This is a genomic window from Pseudomonas sp. R3.Fl, assembly GCF_023516765.1.
Classification (GTDB): Bacteria; Pseudomonadota; Gammaproteobacteria; order Pseudomonadales; family Pseudomonadaceae; genus Pseudomonas; species Pseudomonas citronellolis.
Genome location: NZ_JAMGSO010000001.1, coordinates 4,229,746 through 4,245,530, shown reverse-complemented (window position 1 = coordinate 4,245,530; position 15,785 = coordinate 4,229,746). Strand labels below are relative to the sequence as shown.

The following is a 15,785-nucleotide window of genomic DNA, read 5'->3' as shown; positions in this document are numbered from 1 at the left end:
TGGAGCCTGCGGCCTCAGGCCGTTTATTTGACCAGTGTGCGCCACTCCGGATGGGCGCTGGTCTTGCCGGTGACCAGGTCGAAGTAGGCCTTCTGCAGTCGCTCGGTCACCGGGCCGCGGCGGCCGATGCCGATCTGCCGGCCGTCCACCTCGCGGATCGGGGTGACTTCGGCGGCGGTGCCGGTGAAGAAGGCCTCGTCGGCGATGTACACCTCGTCGCGGGTGATGCGCTTCTCCACCACCTTGATGCCCAGCTCGTCGGCCAGGGTCAGCACGGTGTTGCGGGTGATGCCGTTCAGGCAGGCGGTGACTTCCGGGGTGTAGATCACGCCGTCCTTGATGATGAAGATGTTCTCGCCCGAGCCTTCGGCCACGTAGCCTTCGGGGTCCAGCATCATGGCCTCGTCGGCGCCGCCGGAGATGGCTTCCTGCAGGGCCAGCATCGAGTTGATGTAGGCGCCGTTGGACTTGGCGCGGGTCATGGAGATGTTCACGTGGTGGCGGGTGAAGGAGCTGGTGCGCACCTTGATGCCCTGCTCCAGGGCGTCGTCGCCCATGTAGGCGCCCCAGTGCCAGGCGGCGACGATCACGTGGACCTTCAGGCCGGCGGCGCGCAGGCCCATGCCTTCGCTTCCGTAGAACACCATCGGGCGGATGTAGGCGCTTTCCAGGTTGTTCTCGCGGACCGCGGCGCGGGTCGCTTCGTTGATCTCTTCCTTGGTGAACGGCATCTTCATGTTCATGATGTGCGCCGAGTCGAAGAGACGGTCGGTGTGGGCCTGCAGGCGGAAGATCGCGGTGCCCTGCGGGGTGTTGTAGGCGCGCACGCCCTCGAACACGCCCATGCCGTAGTGCAGGGTGTGGGTCAGAACGTGGGTGGTCGCGTCGCGCCACTGCACCAGTTCGCCGTCATACCAGATCACGCCATCACGATCGGCCATCGACATATTTGCCAGCTCCTCACAGAAATTCGTCGTCCGGTCGCCGCGGAACCCAGCCCCGCCGGCGACCTGTGCGTACTGCCCGGGATCAGGCGAGCTCGAGCTCGCACCAGATCCGCATCACTCCGCGGCGTTCTTCATGGAAACGGTCGCCGCCCACTACCCCTGGCTGTTTCTGCAGCGCCAGACGGTGCGCGGCTGCGCGATAGGCCTTGTAGGCCTCCTGCAGGAAACGGACGTCCTCGCTGGCGATCAGGCCAGCCCGCTCCAACCCTTCCAGGATGCGGATGTTGTCGGTGAACTGCAGCAACTCCGGGTGCTGCCACGACCAGGCAAGGGCCGCATATTGCACCATAAATTCGATATCGACGATACCACCGGCATCCTGCTTGAGATCGAAGGGCGCCGCGGCTTCGAAGGCATTCGGCGCGGTGCCGGCGGCGGTCGTGGGGGTGCCCAGGTTGTCGCGCATCTTCGCGCGCATCTCGCTGACTTCCCGGCGCAGCTCGGCCAGGTCGCGGTGCTGCCCCACCACCGCGGCGCGGATGCCCTCGAAGGCTTCGGCCACCCGCGCGCTGCCGGCCAGCACGCGGGCGCGCACCAGGGCCTGGTGTTCCCAGGTCCAGGCCTCGTTCTGCTGGTAGGCCTGGAAGGCCGCCAGCGAACTCACCAGCAGGCCGGCGGCGCCGCTGGGGCGCAGGCGCATGTCCACCTCGTAGAGCGCGCCGGAAGTGGTCTGGGTGGTGAGGAAGTGGATGATCTTCTGCCCCAGGCGGGTGAAGAACTGCGAACCGTCGATGGGCTTGGCGCCGTCGGTCTCGCGCTGCGGGTCGCCGTCGTGGATGAACACCAGGTCCAGGTCCGAACCGTGGCCCAGCTCCAGGCCGCCGACCTTGCCGTAGCCGACGATGATGAAGTCGGTGTCGCAGGGCGTGCCGTCGGCGCGCAGCGGCCGGCCGTGGCGCTGCACCAGCTGGTGCCAGGCCAGGGCCAGGACCTGTTCGAGGATGGCCTCGGCCAGCCAGGTCAGGTAGTCGCTGACCTTCATCAGCGGCAGGGTGCCGGCGATCTCCGAGGCCACCACGCGCAGGCCGTGGGCCAGCTTGAAGTGACGGAGGGTCTCCATCTGCTGTTCGAGGTCGTCCTCGGGGATGCGCATCAGCCGCTCGCGCAGCTCGGCGATCAGTTCCGGCGCCTGCGGCGGGCTGAGCAGGCGTCCTTCATTAAGCAGTTCGTCCAGCAGGATGGGGAACCTGGCGATCTGCTCGGCCACCATCGGGCTGGCCGCGCACAGCGTCAGCAGGCGCTCCAGGGCGCCGGGGTTCTCGGTGAGCAGCACCAGGTAGGCCGAGCGCCGCGCCACCGCCTCCACCAGGGGCAGCACGCGCTCCAGGGTCAGGTCCGGCTTCTCGTGCTCGGCGAGCATGTTCAGCAGCCGCGGGACGAAGGCGTCCAGGCGCTCGCGGCCCAGGCGCTGCATGGCGCGCACCTGGTTGCCGTGGCGCAGGTCGATGAGCCGCTTGAAGGCCGCCGCCGGCTCGGCGAACCCGGCGTCGGCCAGCTGCCGGCAGGCGGATTCCTCGTCCACCTGCTCTTCCCACAGCGGCAGCCACTCGGCGCCGGGCGTGGCGCCTTCGTTCTCTCCGCCCTCGTCTTCGTCGGGGTCGGCGATCACCTGGCGGAAGTGCCAGTCGACGCGCTCGCGCCAGTGGTTGATCGCCTCGTGGAACGCCGACCAGTTGGCGAAGCCCATGATGAAGGCGACGCGGATGCGCGACAGCTCGTCCTCCGGCAGCATCTGCGTCTGCCGGTCGTCGATGGCCTGCAGGGCGTGCTCGGCGTAGCGCAGGAACTGGTAGCCCTCGCGCAGCTCGGCGACCACCGCCGGCGGCAGGTAGCCCTGCCCTTCGAGGGTCGCCAGCACCCGCAGCAGCGGCCGCTGCTGCAGGCTCAGGTCGCGGCCGCCGTGGATCAGCTGGAAGGCCTGGGCGATGAACTCCACCTCGCGGATGCCGCCGGCGCCGAGCTTGATGTTCTCGCTCATGCCCTTGCGCCGCACCTCCTGCTGGATCAGCTGCTTCATGTTGCGCAGCGCTTCGATGGCCGAGAAGTCCAGGTAGCGCCGGTAGACGAACGGCCGCAGCAGCTCCAGCAGGCGCTGGCCGGCGTCCTGGTCGCCGCCGACCACCCGCGCCTTGATCATCGCGTAGCGCTCCCAGTCGCGGCCCTGGTCCTGGTAGTACTGCTCCAGCGCGGCGAAGCTGTGCACCAGTGGGCCGCTGGAGCCGTAGGGGCGCAGGCGCATGTCGACGCGGAAGACGAAGCCTTCGACGGTGATGGCGTCCAGCGCCTTGATCAGCTTCTGCCCCAGGCGGGTGAAGAACTCCTGATTGTCCAGGGCGCGGCGGGCGCCCTGGGTCTCGCCGCCCTCGGGGTAGCCGAAGATCAGGTCGATGTCCGAGGACAGGTTCAGCTCACCGGCGCCCAGCTTGCCCATGCCCAGCACCACCAATTGCTGCGGCAGGCCGGAGCGGTTGCCGATGGGCGTGCCGAACTGCTGGCAGTGCCTTTCGTAGAGCCAGCGGTAGGCCAGGTCGATGCCGTTGTCGGCGAGGTCCGACAGGTCGCGGCAGGTGCCGGCCAGGTCGCTGACGCGGGTCAGGTCGCGCCAGACGATGCGTATCTGCTGGCGTCGGCGGAAGCGGCGCAGGCGGCGGCCCAACTCGTCCTCGTCGGCGCAGTCGGCCAGCAGCGCCTCCAGTTGCGCGCGCATCTCGCCGCGCTCCAGCGGCCGGTCCAGCTGGCCGCTGGCCACCAGCTCGAGGAAGCCCGCGGCATCGCGCGCCGCCTGCTCGGCGACGAAGTCGCTGGCGGCGCAGACCTGGGCGAAGTCGGCGTGGCGCTCGGCGGACCACTGCTCATAAAGGGCGGCGTTTTCGGCGGGAAGATCGGCTACGGCGGTGCTGAAGGTCTGCCCCGCGCGCTCGGCGAGGGGCTTCAAGGTGGCCGGCAAGGCGGCCCGGGACGGCAGAGTCATGCATCGATCCTGATGAACGGCAACCCCGCGGAAGCCCCGCCATTCGGGCGCCTGTAGTTTTACTACTAACTTTTTTCGCCCAAGGGCTGTATCCAGTCGCGTTTTGTAGTAAAACTACAACCCGCCGGAACCACCCCCGGTGCACTTCCAAGAATTCGCGGCGTCGCCCACGAGGCCGGCGCTGCTATCGGCAACGATCTACTGGCTTTCGATTCTGGAAGCCTTTCCGCCCTGGAGCAAGCCATGCAAGACCTCGATCCCGTCGAAACCCAGGAATGGCTGGACGCCCTGGAATCGGTCCTGGACCGTGAAGGTGAAGACCGCGCCCACTACCTGATGACCCGCATGGGCGAGCTGGCCAGCCGGTCCGGCACCCAACTGCCCTACGCCATCACCACCCCGTACCGCAACACCATCCCGGTGACCCACGAAGCACGCATGCCCGGCGACCTGTTCATGGAACGCCGCATTCGCTCGCTGGTCCGCTGGAATGCGCTGGCCATGGTGATGAAGGCGAACAAGCACGACCCGGATCTGGGCGGCCACATCTCCTCCTTCGCTTCCTCGGCGACGCTCTACGACATCGGCTTCAACTACTTCTTCCAGGCCCCGACCGACGAACACGGCGGCGACCTGGTGTTCTTCCAGGGCCACGCTTCCCCCGGCGTGTACGCCCGCGCCTTCCTCGAAGGCCGCATCAGCGAAGACCAGCTGAACAACTTCCGCCAGGAAGTGGACGGCAACGGCCTGTCCTCCTACCCGCACCCGTGGCTGATGCCGGACTTCTGGCAGTTCCCCACCGTGTCCATGGGTCTGGGCCCGATCCAGGCGATCTACCAGGCGCGCTTCATGAAGTACCTGGAAAGCCGCGGCTTCATCCCCGCCGGCAAGCAGAAGGTCTGGTGCTTCATGGGCGACGGCGAGTGCGACGAGCCCGAATCCCTGGGCGCCATCTCCCTGGCCGGTCGCGAGAAGCTGGACAACCTGATCTTCGTCATCAACTGCAACCTGCAGCGCCTCGACGGCCCGGTTCGCGGCAACGGCAAGATCATCCAGGAACTCGAAGGCGTGTTCCGCGGCGCCGAGTGGAACGTCAACAAGGTCATCTGGGGCCGCTTCTGGGACCCGCTGTTCGCCAAGGACACCGCCGGCCTGCTGCAAGCGCGCATGGATGAAGTCATCGACGGCGAATACCAGAACTACAAGGCCAAGGACGGCGCCTACGTGCGCGAGCACTTCTTCGGTGCCCGTCCGGAGCTGCTGGAGATGGTCAAGGACCTCTCCGACGAGGAAGTCTGGAAGCTCAACCGTGGCGGCCACGACCCCTACAAGGTCTATGCGGCCTACCACCAGGCGGTCAACCACAAGGGCCAGCCGACCGTCATCCTGGCCAAGACCATCAAGGGCTATGGCACCGGCTCGGGCGAAGCGAAGAACATCGCGCACAACGTCAAGAAGGTCGACGTCGAGAGCCTGAAGTCGTTCCGCGACAAGTTCGACATCCCGATCAAGGATGCCGACCTGGAAAACCTGCCGTTCTACCGCCCGGAAGAAGGCAGCGCCGAGGCCAAGTACCTGGCCGAGCGCCGCGCCGCCCTGGGTGGCGTGATGCCGGTGCGCCGCGAGAAGAGCTTCCAGGTCCCGGTTCCCCCGCTGGAAACCCTCAAGGCCATCCTCGACGGCTCGGGCGACCGCGAAATCTCCACCACCATGGCCTTCGTGCGGATCATCTCGCAGCTGGTCAAGGACAAGGAACTCGGCCCGCGCATCGTGCCGATCGTGCCTGACGAAGCGCGTACCTTCGGCATGGAAGGCATGTTCCGTCAGCTCGGCATCTATTCCTCCGTCGGCCAGTTGTACGAGCCGGTGGATAAGGACCAGGTGATGTTCTACCGCGAGGACAAGAAGGGCCAGATCCTCGAGGAAGGCATCAACGAGGCCGGCGCCATGTCCAGCTGGATCGCCGCCGGCACCTCGTACTCCACCCACAACCAGCCGATGCTGCCGTTCTACATCTTCTATTCGATGTTCGGCTTCCAGCGCATCGGCGACCTGGCCTGGGCCGCCGGCGACAGCCGCGCCCACGGCTTCCTGGTCGGCGGCACCGCCGGCCGCACCACCCTGAACGGCGAAGGCCTGCAGCACGAGGACGGCCACAGCCACATCCTCGCCGGGACCATCCCGAACTGCCGCACCTACGATCCGACCTACGCCTACGAGCTGGCGGTGATCATCCGCGAAGGCTCGCGGCAGATGATCGAAGAGCAGCAGGACATCTTCTACTACATCACCGTGATGAACGAGAACTACGTCCAGCCGGCCATGCCCAAGGGCGTGGAGGAAGGCATCATCAAGGGCATGTACCTCCTCGACGAGGACAAGAAGGACGCCGCTCACCATGTGCAACTGCTGGGCTCGGGCACCATCCTGCGCGAAGTGGAAGCCGCGGCGAAGATCCTCCGCGAGGACTTCGGCATCGGCGCCGACGTCTGGTCGGTGCCCAGCTTCAACGAGCTGCGCCGCGACGGCCTGGCCGTGGAGCGCTTCAACCGCCTGCACCCGGGCCAGAAGCCCAAGCTGAGCTACGTCGAGGAATGCCTGGGCGGCCGCAAGGGCCCGGTCATCGCCTCCACCGACTACATGAAGCTGTACGCCGAGCAGATCCGCCAGTGGGTCCCGAGCAAGGAGTACAAGGTCCTGGGTACCGACGGTTTCGGCCGCAGCGACAGCCGTCGCAAGCTGCGTGACTTCTTCGAAGTGGACCGCCGCTGGGTCGTTCTGGCCGCGCTGGAAGCCCTGGCCGACCGTGGCGACATCGATGCCAAGGTGGTGGCCGAGGCCATCGCCAAGTTCGGTATCGACCCGGACAAACGCAACCCGCTGGACTGCTGAGGAGACGCATTGTGAGTGAGCTGATCCGCGTACCCGACATCGGCAACGGTCAGGGTGAAGTCATCGAACTGCTGGTCAAGGTCGGCGACAAGGTCGAGGCCGACCAGAGCCTGCTGACCCTGGAATCCGACAAGGCCAGCATGGAAATCCCCTCGCCCAAGGCTGGCGTGGTGAAGAGCCTGAAGGTCAAGGTGGGCGACACCCTGAAGGAAGGCGACGAGATTCTCGAACTGGAAGTCGAGGGTGGCGCAGCCGAGGCTCCGGCCGCGGCGCCTACCCCTGCCGCCGAAGCACCCAAGGCCGAGGCTCCTGCCCCGGCCGCCGCACCCGCGCCTGCCGCCGCCCCGGCGGCAGCGGCCAGCGTCCAGGACATCGCCGTCCCGGACATCGGCTCGGCGGGCAAGGCCAACGTCATCGAGGTCATGGTGAAAGCCGGCGACACGGTCGAGGCCGACCAGTCGCTGATCACCCTGGAATCGGACAAGGCCAGCATGGAAATCCCCTCGCCGGCCGCCGGCGTGGTGGAAAGCGTGTCGATCAAGGTCGGTGACGAAGTCGGCACCGGCGACCTGATCCTCAAGCTCAAGGTCGCGGGCGCCGCTGCCCCGGCCGCCGCCGAACAACCGGCCGCCGCGCCGGCTCCGGCTGCTGCTCCGGCCGCTCCGGCTGCCACTGCTCCGGCTCCGGCCGCCAAGGCCGAAACCCCGGCCCCGGTCGGCGCGCCCAGCCGCGACGGCGCCAAGGTGCATGCCGGCCCGGCCGTGCGCATGCTGGCCCGCGAGTTCGGCGTCGAGCTGGCCGAAGTGAAGGCCACCGGTCCGAAAGGCCGCATCCTCAAGGAAGACGTGCAACTGTTCGTCAAGGAACAGCTGCAGCGCGCCAAGTCGGCCCCGGCCGGCGGCGCCAGCGGTGGCGCGGGCATCCCGCCGATCCCGGAAGTCGACTTCGGCAAGTTCGGCGAAGTGGAAGAAGTGGCCATGACCCGCCTGATGCAGGTCGGCGCCGCCAACCTGCACCGCAGCTGGCTGAACGTGCCCCACGTGACCCAGTTCGACCAGTCGGACATCACCGACATGGAAGCCTTCCGCGTCGCGCAGAAGGCCGCTGCCGAGAAGGCCGGCGTCAAGCTGACCGTGCTGCCGATCCTGCTCAAGGCCTGCGCCCACCTGCTCAAGGAACTGCCGGACTTCAACAGCTCCCTGGCCCCCAGCGGCAAGGCGCTGATCCGCAAGAAGTACGTGCACATCGGCTTCGCCGTGGACACCCCGGACGGCCTGCTGGTGCCGGTGATCCGCGATGTCGACCAGAAGAGCCTGCTGCAGTTGGCCGCCGAAGCCGCCGAACTGGCGGAAAAGGCGCGCACCAAGAAGCTCTCGGCCGACGCCATGCAGGGCGCCTGCTTCACCATCTCCAGCCTCGGCCACATCGGCGGCACCGGCTTCACGCCGATCGTCAATGCGCCGGAAGTGGCGATCCTGGGTGTGAGCAAGGCGACCCTGCAGCCGGTCTGGGACGGCAAGGCCTTCCAGCCGCGCCTGATGCTGCCGCTGTCGCTGTCCTACGATCACCGGGTGATCAACGGCGCCGCCGCCGCGCGCTTCACCAAGCGCCTGGGCGAGCTGCTCGGCGACATCCGCACCCTGCTGCTGTAACCGCATCGGCCCCCTTTCAGGGGGCCGATCGCTTTCTACCAACGAGCACGCCACGCTCGTTCTCTCCAGCCCTGTCGGATGACGGGGCTTTTTTTATTCGCGCCGACCGCCATAATGGCAAACAGCCATTACCCATGGCATTCTCCGATCAACGGCACCCCGCATGCCGCTCAAAATCCTCCCGGTCCCGCCGATACAGGCATTGCTTGTCAGACAAAACCGCATCATGCACCCTTGCCTTCGCCCAACAGAAGTCGGCCGAGGCAAAGTACCTCGCCCAGTAGTGGAAAACCGCCGAGCATGAAGAGTCATCCCGATACCGCCAATCGCCCGGCGGTCGAGGCTGTCACCCAGCTCCCCGTCCCTTCGCGGCTGGGGCTGCTGCGCTTCGAGCGGTTGAATGAACCGAGCTGGACCCTGCTGTTCCTCGACCCGGCCTGCGAGCGCGCCTTCGGCGTGCCCGCCGCCGAACTCTGCGGCCTGCTCGACGCCCCCTACGCCAGCCTGATGGAACCCGAGGCGCGGCACCGCCTGCACGAACAGATCCAGCAGCAACTGGTGGAGCACGCCCACTACCAGGTGCGCTACGCCCTGCACACGCCCCGCGGCGTGCTGAACCTGCTGGAAGTCGGCGAGGCCTTCCAGCAGCGCGGCCGCCAGCTGCTCCACGGCTACCTGCTGCAGGACGAGGAAGGCGCCCGCCAGGAAACCCAGGGCGAACTGGCGGAACAGAACCTGCGCCTGCAGATGTCCCTGGAGATGTACCAGCGCTCCCAGGACGAACACCTGCAGCACCTGGTGCGCTCGCGCGCCCAGCAGAACCTGATCGTGCGCCTGGCGCGGCACCGCTACCAGTCCAGCGACCCGCTGCTGGAGGCCGCGCAGCTGATCGCCCAGGCCGCCAGCGAGGCCTACGACGTGGCCCGCGCCGGCATCTGGCGGCTGACCGCCGACGACCACATGGAACCGATCGCCGTCTACCGCCGCGACATCGACCAGTTCGAGCTGCCGCGCGGCTTCGACGCCAGCCGCTACCCCAACTACCTGGACGCCATCAACAGCGGCCGCGCCATCGACGCCCACAACGTCCTGCAGGACCCGCGCACCCGCGAACTGGCCGAGGCCTACCTGCGCCCGCAGGGCATCAGCGCCATGCTCGACGCCACCATCCGCGTCGGCGGCGAGGTGGTCGGCGTGCTCTGCCTGGAGCACATCGGCGAAGTGCGCCTGTGGCAGAGCGACGAGATCGCCTTCGCCGGCGAACTGGCCGACCAGTATGCCCAGGTCCTGATGAACCACGAGCGGCGCAGCGCCTCCAGCGCCCTGCACCTGTTCCAGCGCGCCGTCGAGCAGAGCGCCAGCGCCTTCCTGCTGATCGACCGCGACGGCGTCATCGAATACGTCAACCCCAGCTTCACCGCCATCACCCAGTATGGCGCCGACGAAGTGCGCGGCCGCCGCCTGGCCGAGGTGCCGGCCCTGGCCAACCTCAGCGAGCTGCTGTTCGACGCGCGCTCCACCCTGGTCAACCAGAACAGCTGGCAGGGCGAGTTCCGCAGCCGGCGCAAGAACCTCGAGCCCTACTGGGGGCAGTTGTCGCTGTCCAAGGTCTACGCCGACGACGGCGAGCTGACCCACTACATCGGCATCTACGAAGACATCACCCAGAGCAAGCTGGCCCAGCAGCACATCGAGAAGCTCGCCTACCGCGACAACCTCACGGGCCTGGCCAACCGGCACTACTTCATCAACGTGCTGGAAGAACGCCTGCGCACCGGCTCCGGCCCGCCCCTGGGCCTGCTGCTGGTGGACATCGACAACTTCAAGCGGATCAACGACAGCCTCGGCCACCAGACCGGCGACAAGCTCCTCGCCAGCCTTGCCCGGCGCCTGCGCAGCAGCCTGGTGGACGGCACCACCCTGGCGCGCTTCGCCAGCAACGAATTCGCCGTGCTGCTGGAGGAATCCAGCCCCGGCCGCGGCGAGCGGGTGGCGGCGCAGATTCTCGACGTGCTCGACAAGCCGCTGTTCGTCGACAACCAGCTGATCAACATCACCGGCTCCATCGGCCTGGCCTACGCGCCGCAGCACGGCCATGACCCGCAGACGCTGATGAAGAACGCCGGCCTCGCCCTGCACAAGGCCAAGGCCAACGGCAAGCACCAGTTGCAGACCTTCACCGAGGAAATGACCGCCGAGGCCAGCCACAAGCTGTTCGTCGAGAACAACCTGCGCCGCGCCCTGGTGCAGAACGAACTGGCGGTGCACTACCAGCCCAAGCTGTGCCTGCGCAGCGGCCAGCTGCTGGGCCTGGAGGCGTTGCTGCGCTGGCAGCACCCGGAGAAAGGCATGATCCGCCCGGACCAGTTCATCAGCGTGGCCGAGGAAACCGGGCTGATCATCCCCATCGGCAAATGGGTGATCCGCGAGGCCTGCCGCATGGGCCGCGAGCTGACGGAAAACGGCCTGGGCGACCTGAACATCGCCATCAACCTGTCGCCCAAGCAGTTCAGCGACCCCGACCTGGTCGGCTCCATCGCCGCCATCCTCCACGAGGAACAGGTGCCGGCCGGGCGCCTGGAGCTGGAACTGACCGAAAGCCTGCTGCTGGACGCCACCGCCGACACCAAGCAGCAGCTCGAACGCCTCAAGCAGCTGGGCCTGACCCTGGCCATGGACGACTTCGGCACCGGCTACTCGTCGCTGAGCTACCTGAAGAAATTCCCCATCGACGTCATCAAGATCGACCGCAGCTTCATCAAGGACATCCCGGACAACCAGGACGACATGGAAATCACCTCGGCGGTGATCGCCATGGCCCACAACCTCAAGCTGCAGGTGGTCGCCGAAGGCGTCGAGACCGCCGCCCAGCTGGCCTTCCTGCGGCGCAACCGCTGCGACATCGGCCAGGGCTACCTGTTCGACAAGCCGATCCCCGGCGCCCAGCTCGCCAGCAGCCTGCAACGCTATCCCTGCCGCGGCGACTGAAAAGCTCCAAAGCCCCGACAAAGGCTGTAATCTCCAGGGTCTTCGCGCGTCTATCGCCACCCAGACAAAGGAGACCCAGGCCATGACCCTTCGCTCGCAGATACTCGTGCACAAGCAGGAACTGCCCACCCAGGCCCAGGCCCTGCCCGGCCGTGAAGCGCCGATGCCGGTGCCGGAAACCCACTACGTCAACGGCCATCCGCTGTGCCCGCCGTTCCCCGGCGGCCTGCAGCAGATCGTCCTCGGCCTGGGTTGCTTCTGGGGCGCCGAGCGGCGCTTCTGGCAGCAGCCGGGGGTGTGGGTCACCGCCGTGGGCTACGCCGGCGGCCTGACGCCCAACCCCACCTACGACGAGGTCTGCTCCGGCCTGACCGGGCACAGCGAGGTGGTGCTGGTGGTGTTCGACCCGCAGCAGACCAGCCTGGAGCAGCTGCTCAAGGTGTTCTGGGAATCCCACGACCCGACCCAGGGCATGCGCCAGGGCAACGACACCGGCACCCAGTACCGCTCGGCCATCTACTGGTACGACCAGGCGCAGAAGGCCGCGGTGGAAGCCAGCCGCGCCGCCTTCCAGAAGGAACTGAACGCCGGCGGCTTCGGCGAGATCACCACCGAAATCCGCGAAGTGCCGCCGTTCTACTACGCCGAGGCCTATCACCAGCAGTACCTGGCGAAGAACCCCAACGGCTACTGCGGGCTGGGTGGCACCGGGGTGTGCCTGCCGGCATAACACGACCCGTAGGAGCGGAGTTGATCCGCGATGGCGCCGGCCTGGCGGCCGGATCGCGGGCAGGGCCCGCTCCTACACCACCGCCATGGGCATGGCGTGATGGTTGAGTCTCTGGATCCCCGCGTTCGCGAGGACGACGTTGTAAAACACGCATCCTGATCCCGTCACTCCCGCGAACGCGGGAGCCCAGAGACAGTTGCGCCTACATCCTCAGGCAAACACCACGCCCGTAGGATGGGTTGAGTAGGAGCGGATTCATCCACACCATTCCAATGTAGGAGCGCGCCCTGCGCGCGAATCGCGGACAAAGTCCGCTACGGTGCAGGCGAGCACGGCTTTTCGTAGGAGCGAGCTTGCTCGCGAATCGGGTTGGCACGGTGCCGGGTCTGGTTCGCGAGCAAGCTCGCTCCTACGAAGAGCGCTCTTCCTCGACCAGCCAATCCAGCCGCCAGCCGCCTTCGCTCTGCGCCAGCACCTCGGCCAGCCAGGGGAGCAGCTCGCGCAGTTCTTCCTCCAGCGGCCATGGCGGGTTGGCGATGGCCAGGCCGGAGCCGTTGAGGCGGTCGGCGCTGTCCGCCGGGTGCACCAGCAGTTCGACGCGCAGCAGCTTGGGCGCCTTGCTGCGTTCCAGGCCCTGGTAGAAGCGCTTGAGTTGGCGCTCGTCCTTGATCGGGTACCAGATCGCCACCACCGTCTGGCGCATGCGCCCGATGGCCTCTTCCAGGGCGATGACGCAGCGTTCCAGCTCGTCGGCCTCCTCGAAGGGCGGGTCGATCAGCAGCACCCCGCGTTTTTCCTGCACCGGCAGCAGCGCCCGCGGCAGCAGCCAGCCGTCGTTCTGGTGCACGGCGATGCGCCGCTCGCCGCCCATGTTGGCCTTGAGCAGGCGGCCGTCCTCCGGGTGCAGCTCGTTCAGGTGCACGCGGTCCTGGGAGCGCGTCAGGCGCCGCGCCAGCTCGGGCGAGCCGGGGTAGTACTGCAGCTCGCCATCGGGGTTCAGCGCGCGCACCACTTCCATATAGTCCGCCGCCAGCTCCGGCACCTCGTCGAGCTGCCACAGGCGGCCGATGCCCGCTTCCCACTCGCCAGTGCGGCTGGCCTCGTCGCCCTGCAGGTCGTACAGGCCGATGCCCGAATGGCTGTCGAGGAAGGCGAAGGGCGTGTCCTTGCGCACCATCAGGGCGAAGATCCGCGACAGGACCAGGTGCTTGAGGACGTCGGCGTGGTTGCCGGCGTGGTAGGCGTGGCGGTAGTTCATGGACGGCAGACTCCTTGGGGGCATGCAGTTTAGCTGCACCGGCATTGTTTTAGGCCTTTATCACGCTCATGGATGTTGCTGTGCCCGCTTCATTCACCAGACTAGACTGCGGCCATTCCCCTGGAGGCCGACCATGTCCGAGACCCTGCTCAGCTCCCGCAACCTCGCCTTCGAGCTCTACGAAGTGCTCGACGCCGAGGCCCTGACCCAGCGCGAACGTTTCGCCGACCACAACCGCGAGACCTTCGACGCCGCCCTGGCCACCGCCCGCGGCATCGCCGAGGAGCTGTTCGCCCCGCACAACCGCAAGAACGACGAGCACGAGCCGCAGTACGTGGACGGCGCCGCGGTGCTGATCCCCGAGGTCAAGCCGGCGGTGGACGCCTTCAACGAAGCCGGCTTCCAGAATGCCTCGCGCAGCTTCGAACAGGGTGGCATGCAGTTGCCGCACCTGCTGTCGCGCGCCTGCTTCGCGCACTTCCAGTCGGCCAACATCGCCACTTCGTCCTACCCGATGCTGAGCATGGGCTCCAGTCACCTGATCGAGTCCTTCGGCGACGAGGAGCAGAAGCGCCTGTTCCTGCAGCCGATGATCGAAGGCCGCTTCTTCGGCACCATGGCCCTGACCGAGCCCCACGCCGGCTCGTCCCTGGCCGACATCCGCACCCGCGCCGAACCGCACGCCGACGGCAGCTACCGCATCCGCGGCAACAAGATCTTCATCTCCGGCGGCGACCATCCGCTTTCGGAAAACATAGTCCACATGGTGCTGGCCAAGCTGCCGGATGCGCCGCCCGGGGTGAAGGGCATCTCGCTGTTCATCGTGCCCAAGTTCCTGGTGAACCCGGACGGCAGCCTCGGCAAGCGCAACGACGTGGCCCTGGCCGGGCTGTTCCACAAGATGGGCTGGCGCGGCACCACCTCCACCGCGCTGAACTTCGGCGACAACGGCGACTGCGTCGGCTACCTGGTGGGCAAGCCGCACCACGGCCTGGCCTACATGTTCCAGATGATGAACGAGGCGCGCATCGGCGTCGGCATGGGCGCCATCATGCTCGGCTACGCCGGCTACCTGTACTCCCTGGAATATGCCCGCGAGCGTCCCCAGGGCCGCCCGGTGGACGCCAAGGACCCGACCTCGGCGCAGGTCTCGATCATCGGGCACGCCGACGTCAAGCGCATGCTGCTGACGCAGAAGGCCTACGTCGAGGGCGCCTTCGACCTCGGCCTGTACGCCGCGCGCCTGGTGGACGATTGCGAGACGCTGCCCACCGAGGATGCGCGCAAGCAGGCCCACGAGCTGCTCGACCTGCTCACCCCGATCGTCAAGTCCTGGCCCTCGGAGTTCTGCCTGAAGGCCAACGAGCTGGCCATCCAGATCCTCGGCGGCCACGGCTACACCCGCGAATACCCGGTGGAGCAGTACTACCGCGACAACCGCCTCAACCCCATCCACGAAGGTACCCACGGCATCCAGTCGCTGGACCTGCTGGGCCGCAAGCTCAGCCAGAACGGCGGCGCCGGCCTCAAGCAGCTGACGCGCCTGATCCACCAGGCCTGCGAACGCGCCCGGGCCCATCCGTCGCTGGACGCCCTGCGCCAGCCGCTGGAACAACTGCTGGCGCGCCTGTCGGAAGTGACCCTGGCGCTGCTCGGCGACCTGATGCAGGGCAAGGTGGCCCAGGGCCTGGCCAATTCGGCGCTGTACCTGAAGGCGTTCGGCCACACGGTGATCGGCTGGCGCTGGCTGGAACAGGCGATCCGCGCCGAGGAAGGCCTGGCGGCAGGAAATGCCGCCGACGAGGACTTCTACCGCGGCAAGCTGCAAGCCGCGCGCTACTTCCTGACCTGGGAAGTGCCGTCCTGCCACCACGAACTGGCCCTGCTCGAAGCCCGCGACGACACCTGTTCCAGCATGCGGGACGCCTGGTTCTAGTCCCGCCTGCCCCTTCCCGCCCCGGTCACGTCCGGGGCTTTTTTATGGGCCAAACCCTGGCGACAGGCTGGCTTTCGTAGGAGCGAGCTTGCTCGCGAACGGAGTATCCCGGTTGCAACGGTATGCCGGGTTGGGCTCCGCCCCTCTCCCCAACCCTCTCCCTGAAGGGAGAGGGGCCGATCGGCATGCGCGGGAAGCCAGGTGTCATCCTGGAACCTTCGGCGGTTCGCGAGCAAGCTCGCTCCTACAGGGGGATCCGGCATCGGGGAAAAGCCCTCTGAAAGCTCGCTGAAAGGCACTGCAATTAGCCTTTGACAGCCTTGCAAATCCGCAGGTTAGAATCCCTTGGCA

The 15,785-nt window shown here is 67.2% G+C and carries 8 protein-coding genes; 5 read left to right on the top strand and 3 right to left on the bottom strand.

Annotated features, from left to right (window positions below):
- Positions 1–23 precede the first annotated feature (23 nt).
- Positions 24–947, bottom strand: coding sequence for a branched-chain-amino-acid transaminase (ilvE, locus tag M8R19_RS18665; protein WP_043316973.1), 924 nt, complete (start codon positions 945–947; stop codon positions 24–26).
- An 82-nt stretch (positions 948–1,029) separates the two neighbouring features.
- Positions 1,030–3,978 (bottom strand): bifunctional [glutamate--ammonia ligase]-adenylyl-L-tyrosine phosphorylase/[glutamate--ammonia-ligase] adenylyltransferase, encoded by a 2,949-nt coding sequence (gene glnE / locus M8R19_RS18660; RefSeq protein ID WP_249918564.1) that lies wholly within the window; start codon positions 3,976–3,978, stop codon positions 1,030–1,032.
- Between the two features lie 243 nt (positions 3,979–4,221).
- On the opposite strand from glnE, the gene aceE reads away from it, so the two are divergent.
- The 4 genes from aceE (at position 4,222) to msrA (ending at position 12,240) form a co-directional block, all read left to right on the top strand.
- A complete protein-coding gene (aceE, locus tag M8R19_RS18655; RefSeq protein ID WP_249918563.1) occupies positions 4,222–6,870 on the top strand; it encodes a pyruvate dehydrogenase (acetyl-transferring), homodimeric type in 2,649 nt (882 codons plus the stop codon).
- Between the two features lie 11 nt (positions 6,871–6,881).
- Positions 6,882–8,522 carry a dihydrolipoyllysine-residue acetyltransferase gene (aceF, locus tag M8R19_RS18650; RefSeq protein WP_249918562.1) on the top strand — a complete coding sequence of 547 codons (1,641 nt, stop codon included), beginning with the start codon at positions 6,882–6,884 and terminating at the stop codon, positions 8,520–8,522.
- 300 nt (positions 8,523–8,822) lie between these two features.
- Positions 8,823–11,510, top strand: coding sequence for a putative bifunctional diguanylate cyclase/phosphodiesterase (locus tag M8R19_RS18645; protein WP_249918561.1), 2,688 nt, complete (start codon positions 8,823–8,825; stop codon positions 11,508–11,510).
- An 82-nt stretch (positions 11,511–11,592) separates the two neighbouring features.
- Positions 11,593–12,240: a peptide-methionine (S)-S-oxide reductase MsrA gene (gene msrA, locus M8R19_RS18640; protein ID WP_249918560.1), complete on the top strand. Its 648-nt coding sequence runs from the start codon at positions 11,593–11,595 to the stop codon at positions 12,238–12,240.
- A 409-nt stretch (positions 12,241–12,649) separates the two neighbouring features.
- Here the strand turns inward: msrA and M8R19_RS18635 are convergent, their stop codons facing one another.
- Positions 12,650–13,498 carry a 23S rRNA (adenine(2030)-N(6))-methyltransferase RlmJ gene (locus M8R19_RS18635; RefSeq protein ID WP_249918559.1) on the bottom strand — a complete coding sequence of 283 codons (849 nt, stop codon included), beginning with the start codon at positions 13,496–13,498 and terminating at the stop codon, positions 12,650–12,652.
- 133 nt (positions 13,499–13,631) lie between these two features.
- Here M8R19_RS18635 and M8R19_RS18630 point away from each other — a divergent pair, with 133 nt between their 5' ends.
- Positions 13,632–15,434, top strand: coding sequence for an acyl-CoA dehydrogenase (locus M8R19_RS18630; RefSeq protein WP_249918558.1), 1,803 nt, complete (start codon positions 13,632–13,634; stop codon positions 15,432–15,434).
- The last annotated feature ends 351 nt before the right edge of the window (positions 15,435–15,785 follow it).

Excerpts from the sequence above, each read along its gene's own strand:
- ilvE (WP_043316973.1), bottom strand. The coding sequence starts at position 947 with ATGTCGATGGCCGATCGTGATGGCGTGATCTGGTATGACGGCGAACTG.
- glnE (WP_249918564.1), bottom strand. The coding sequence starts at position 3,978 with ATGACTCTGCCGTCCCGGGCCGCCTTGCCGGCCACCTTGAAGCCCCTC.
- aceE (WP_249918563.1), top strand. The coding sequence starts at position 4,222 with ATGCAAGACCTCGATCCCGTCGAAACCCAGGAATGGCTGGACGCCCTG.
- M8R19_RS18645 (WP_249918561.1), top strand. The coding sequence starts at position 8,823 with ATGAAGAGTCATCCCGATACCGCCAATCGCCCGGCGGTCGAGGCTGTC.
- msrA (WP_249918560.1), top strand. The coding sequence starts at position 11,593 with ATGACCCTTCGCTCGCAGATACTCGTGCACAAGCAGGAACTGCCCACC.
- M8R19_RS18635 (WP_249918559.1), bottom strand. The coding sequence starts at position 13,498 with ATGAACTACCGCCACGCCTACCACGCCGGCAACCACGCCGACGTCCTC.
- M8R19_RS18630 (WP_249918558.1), top strand. The coding sequence starts at position 13,632 with ATGTCCGAGACCCTGCTCAGCTCCCGCAACCTCGCCTTCGAGCTCTAC.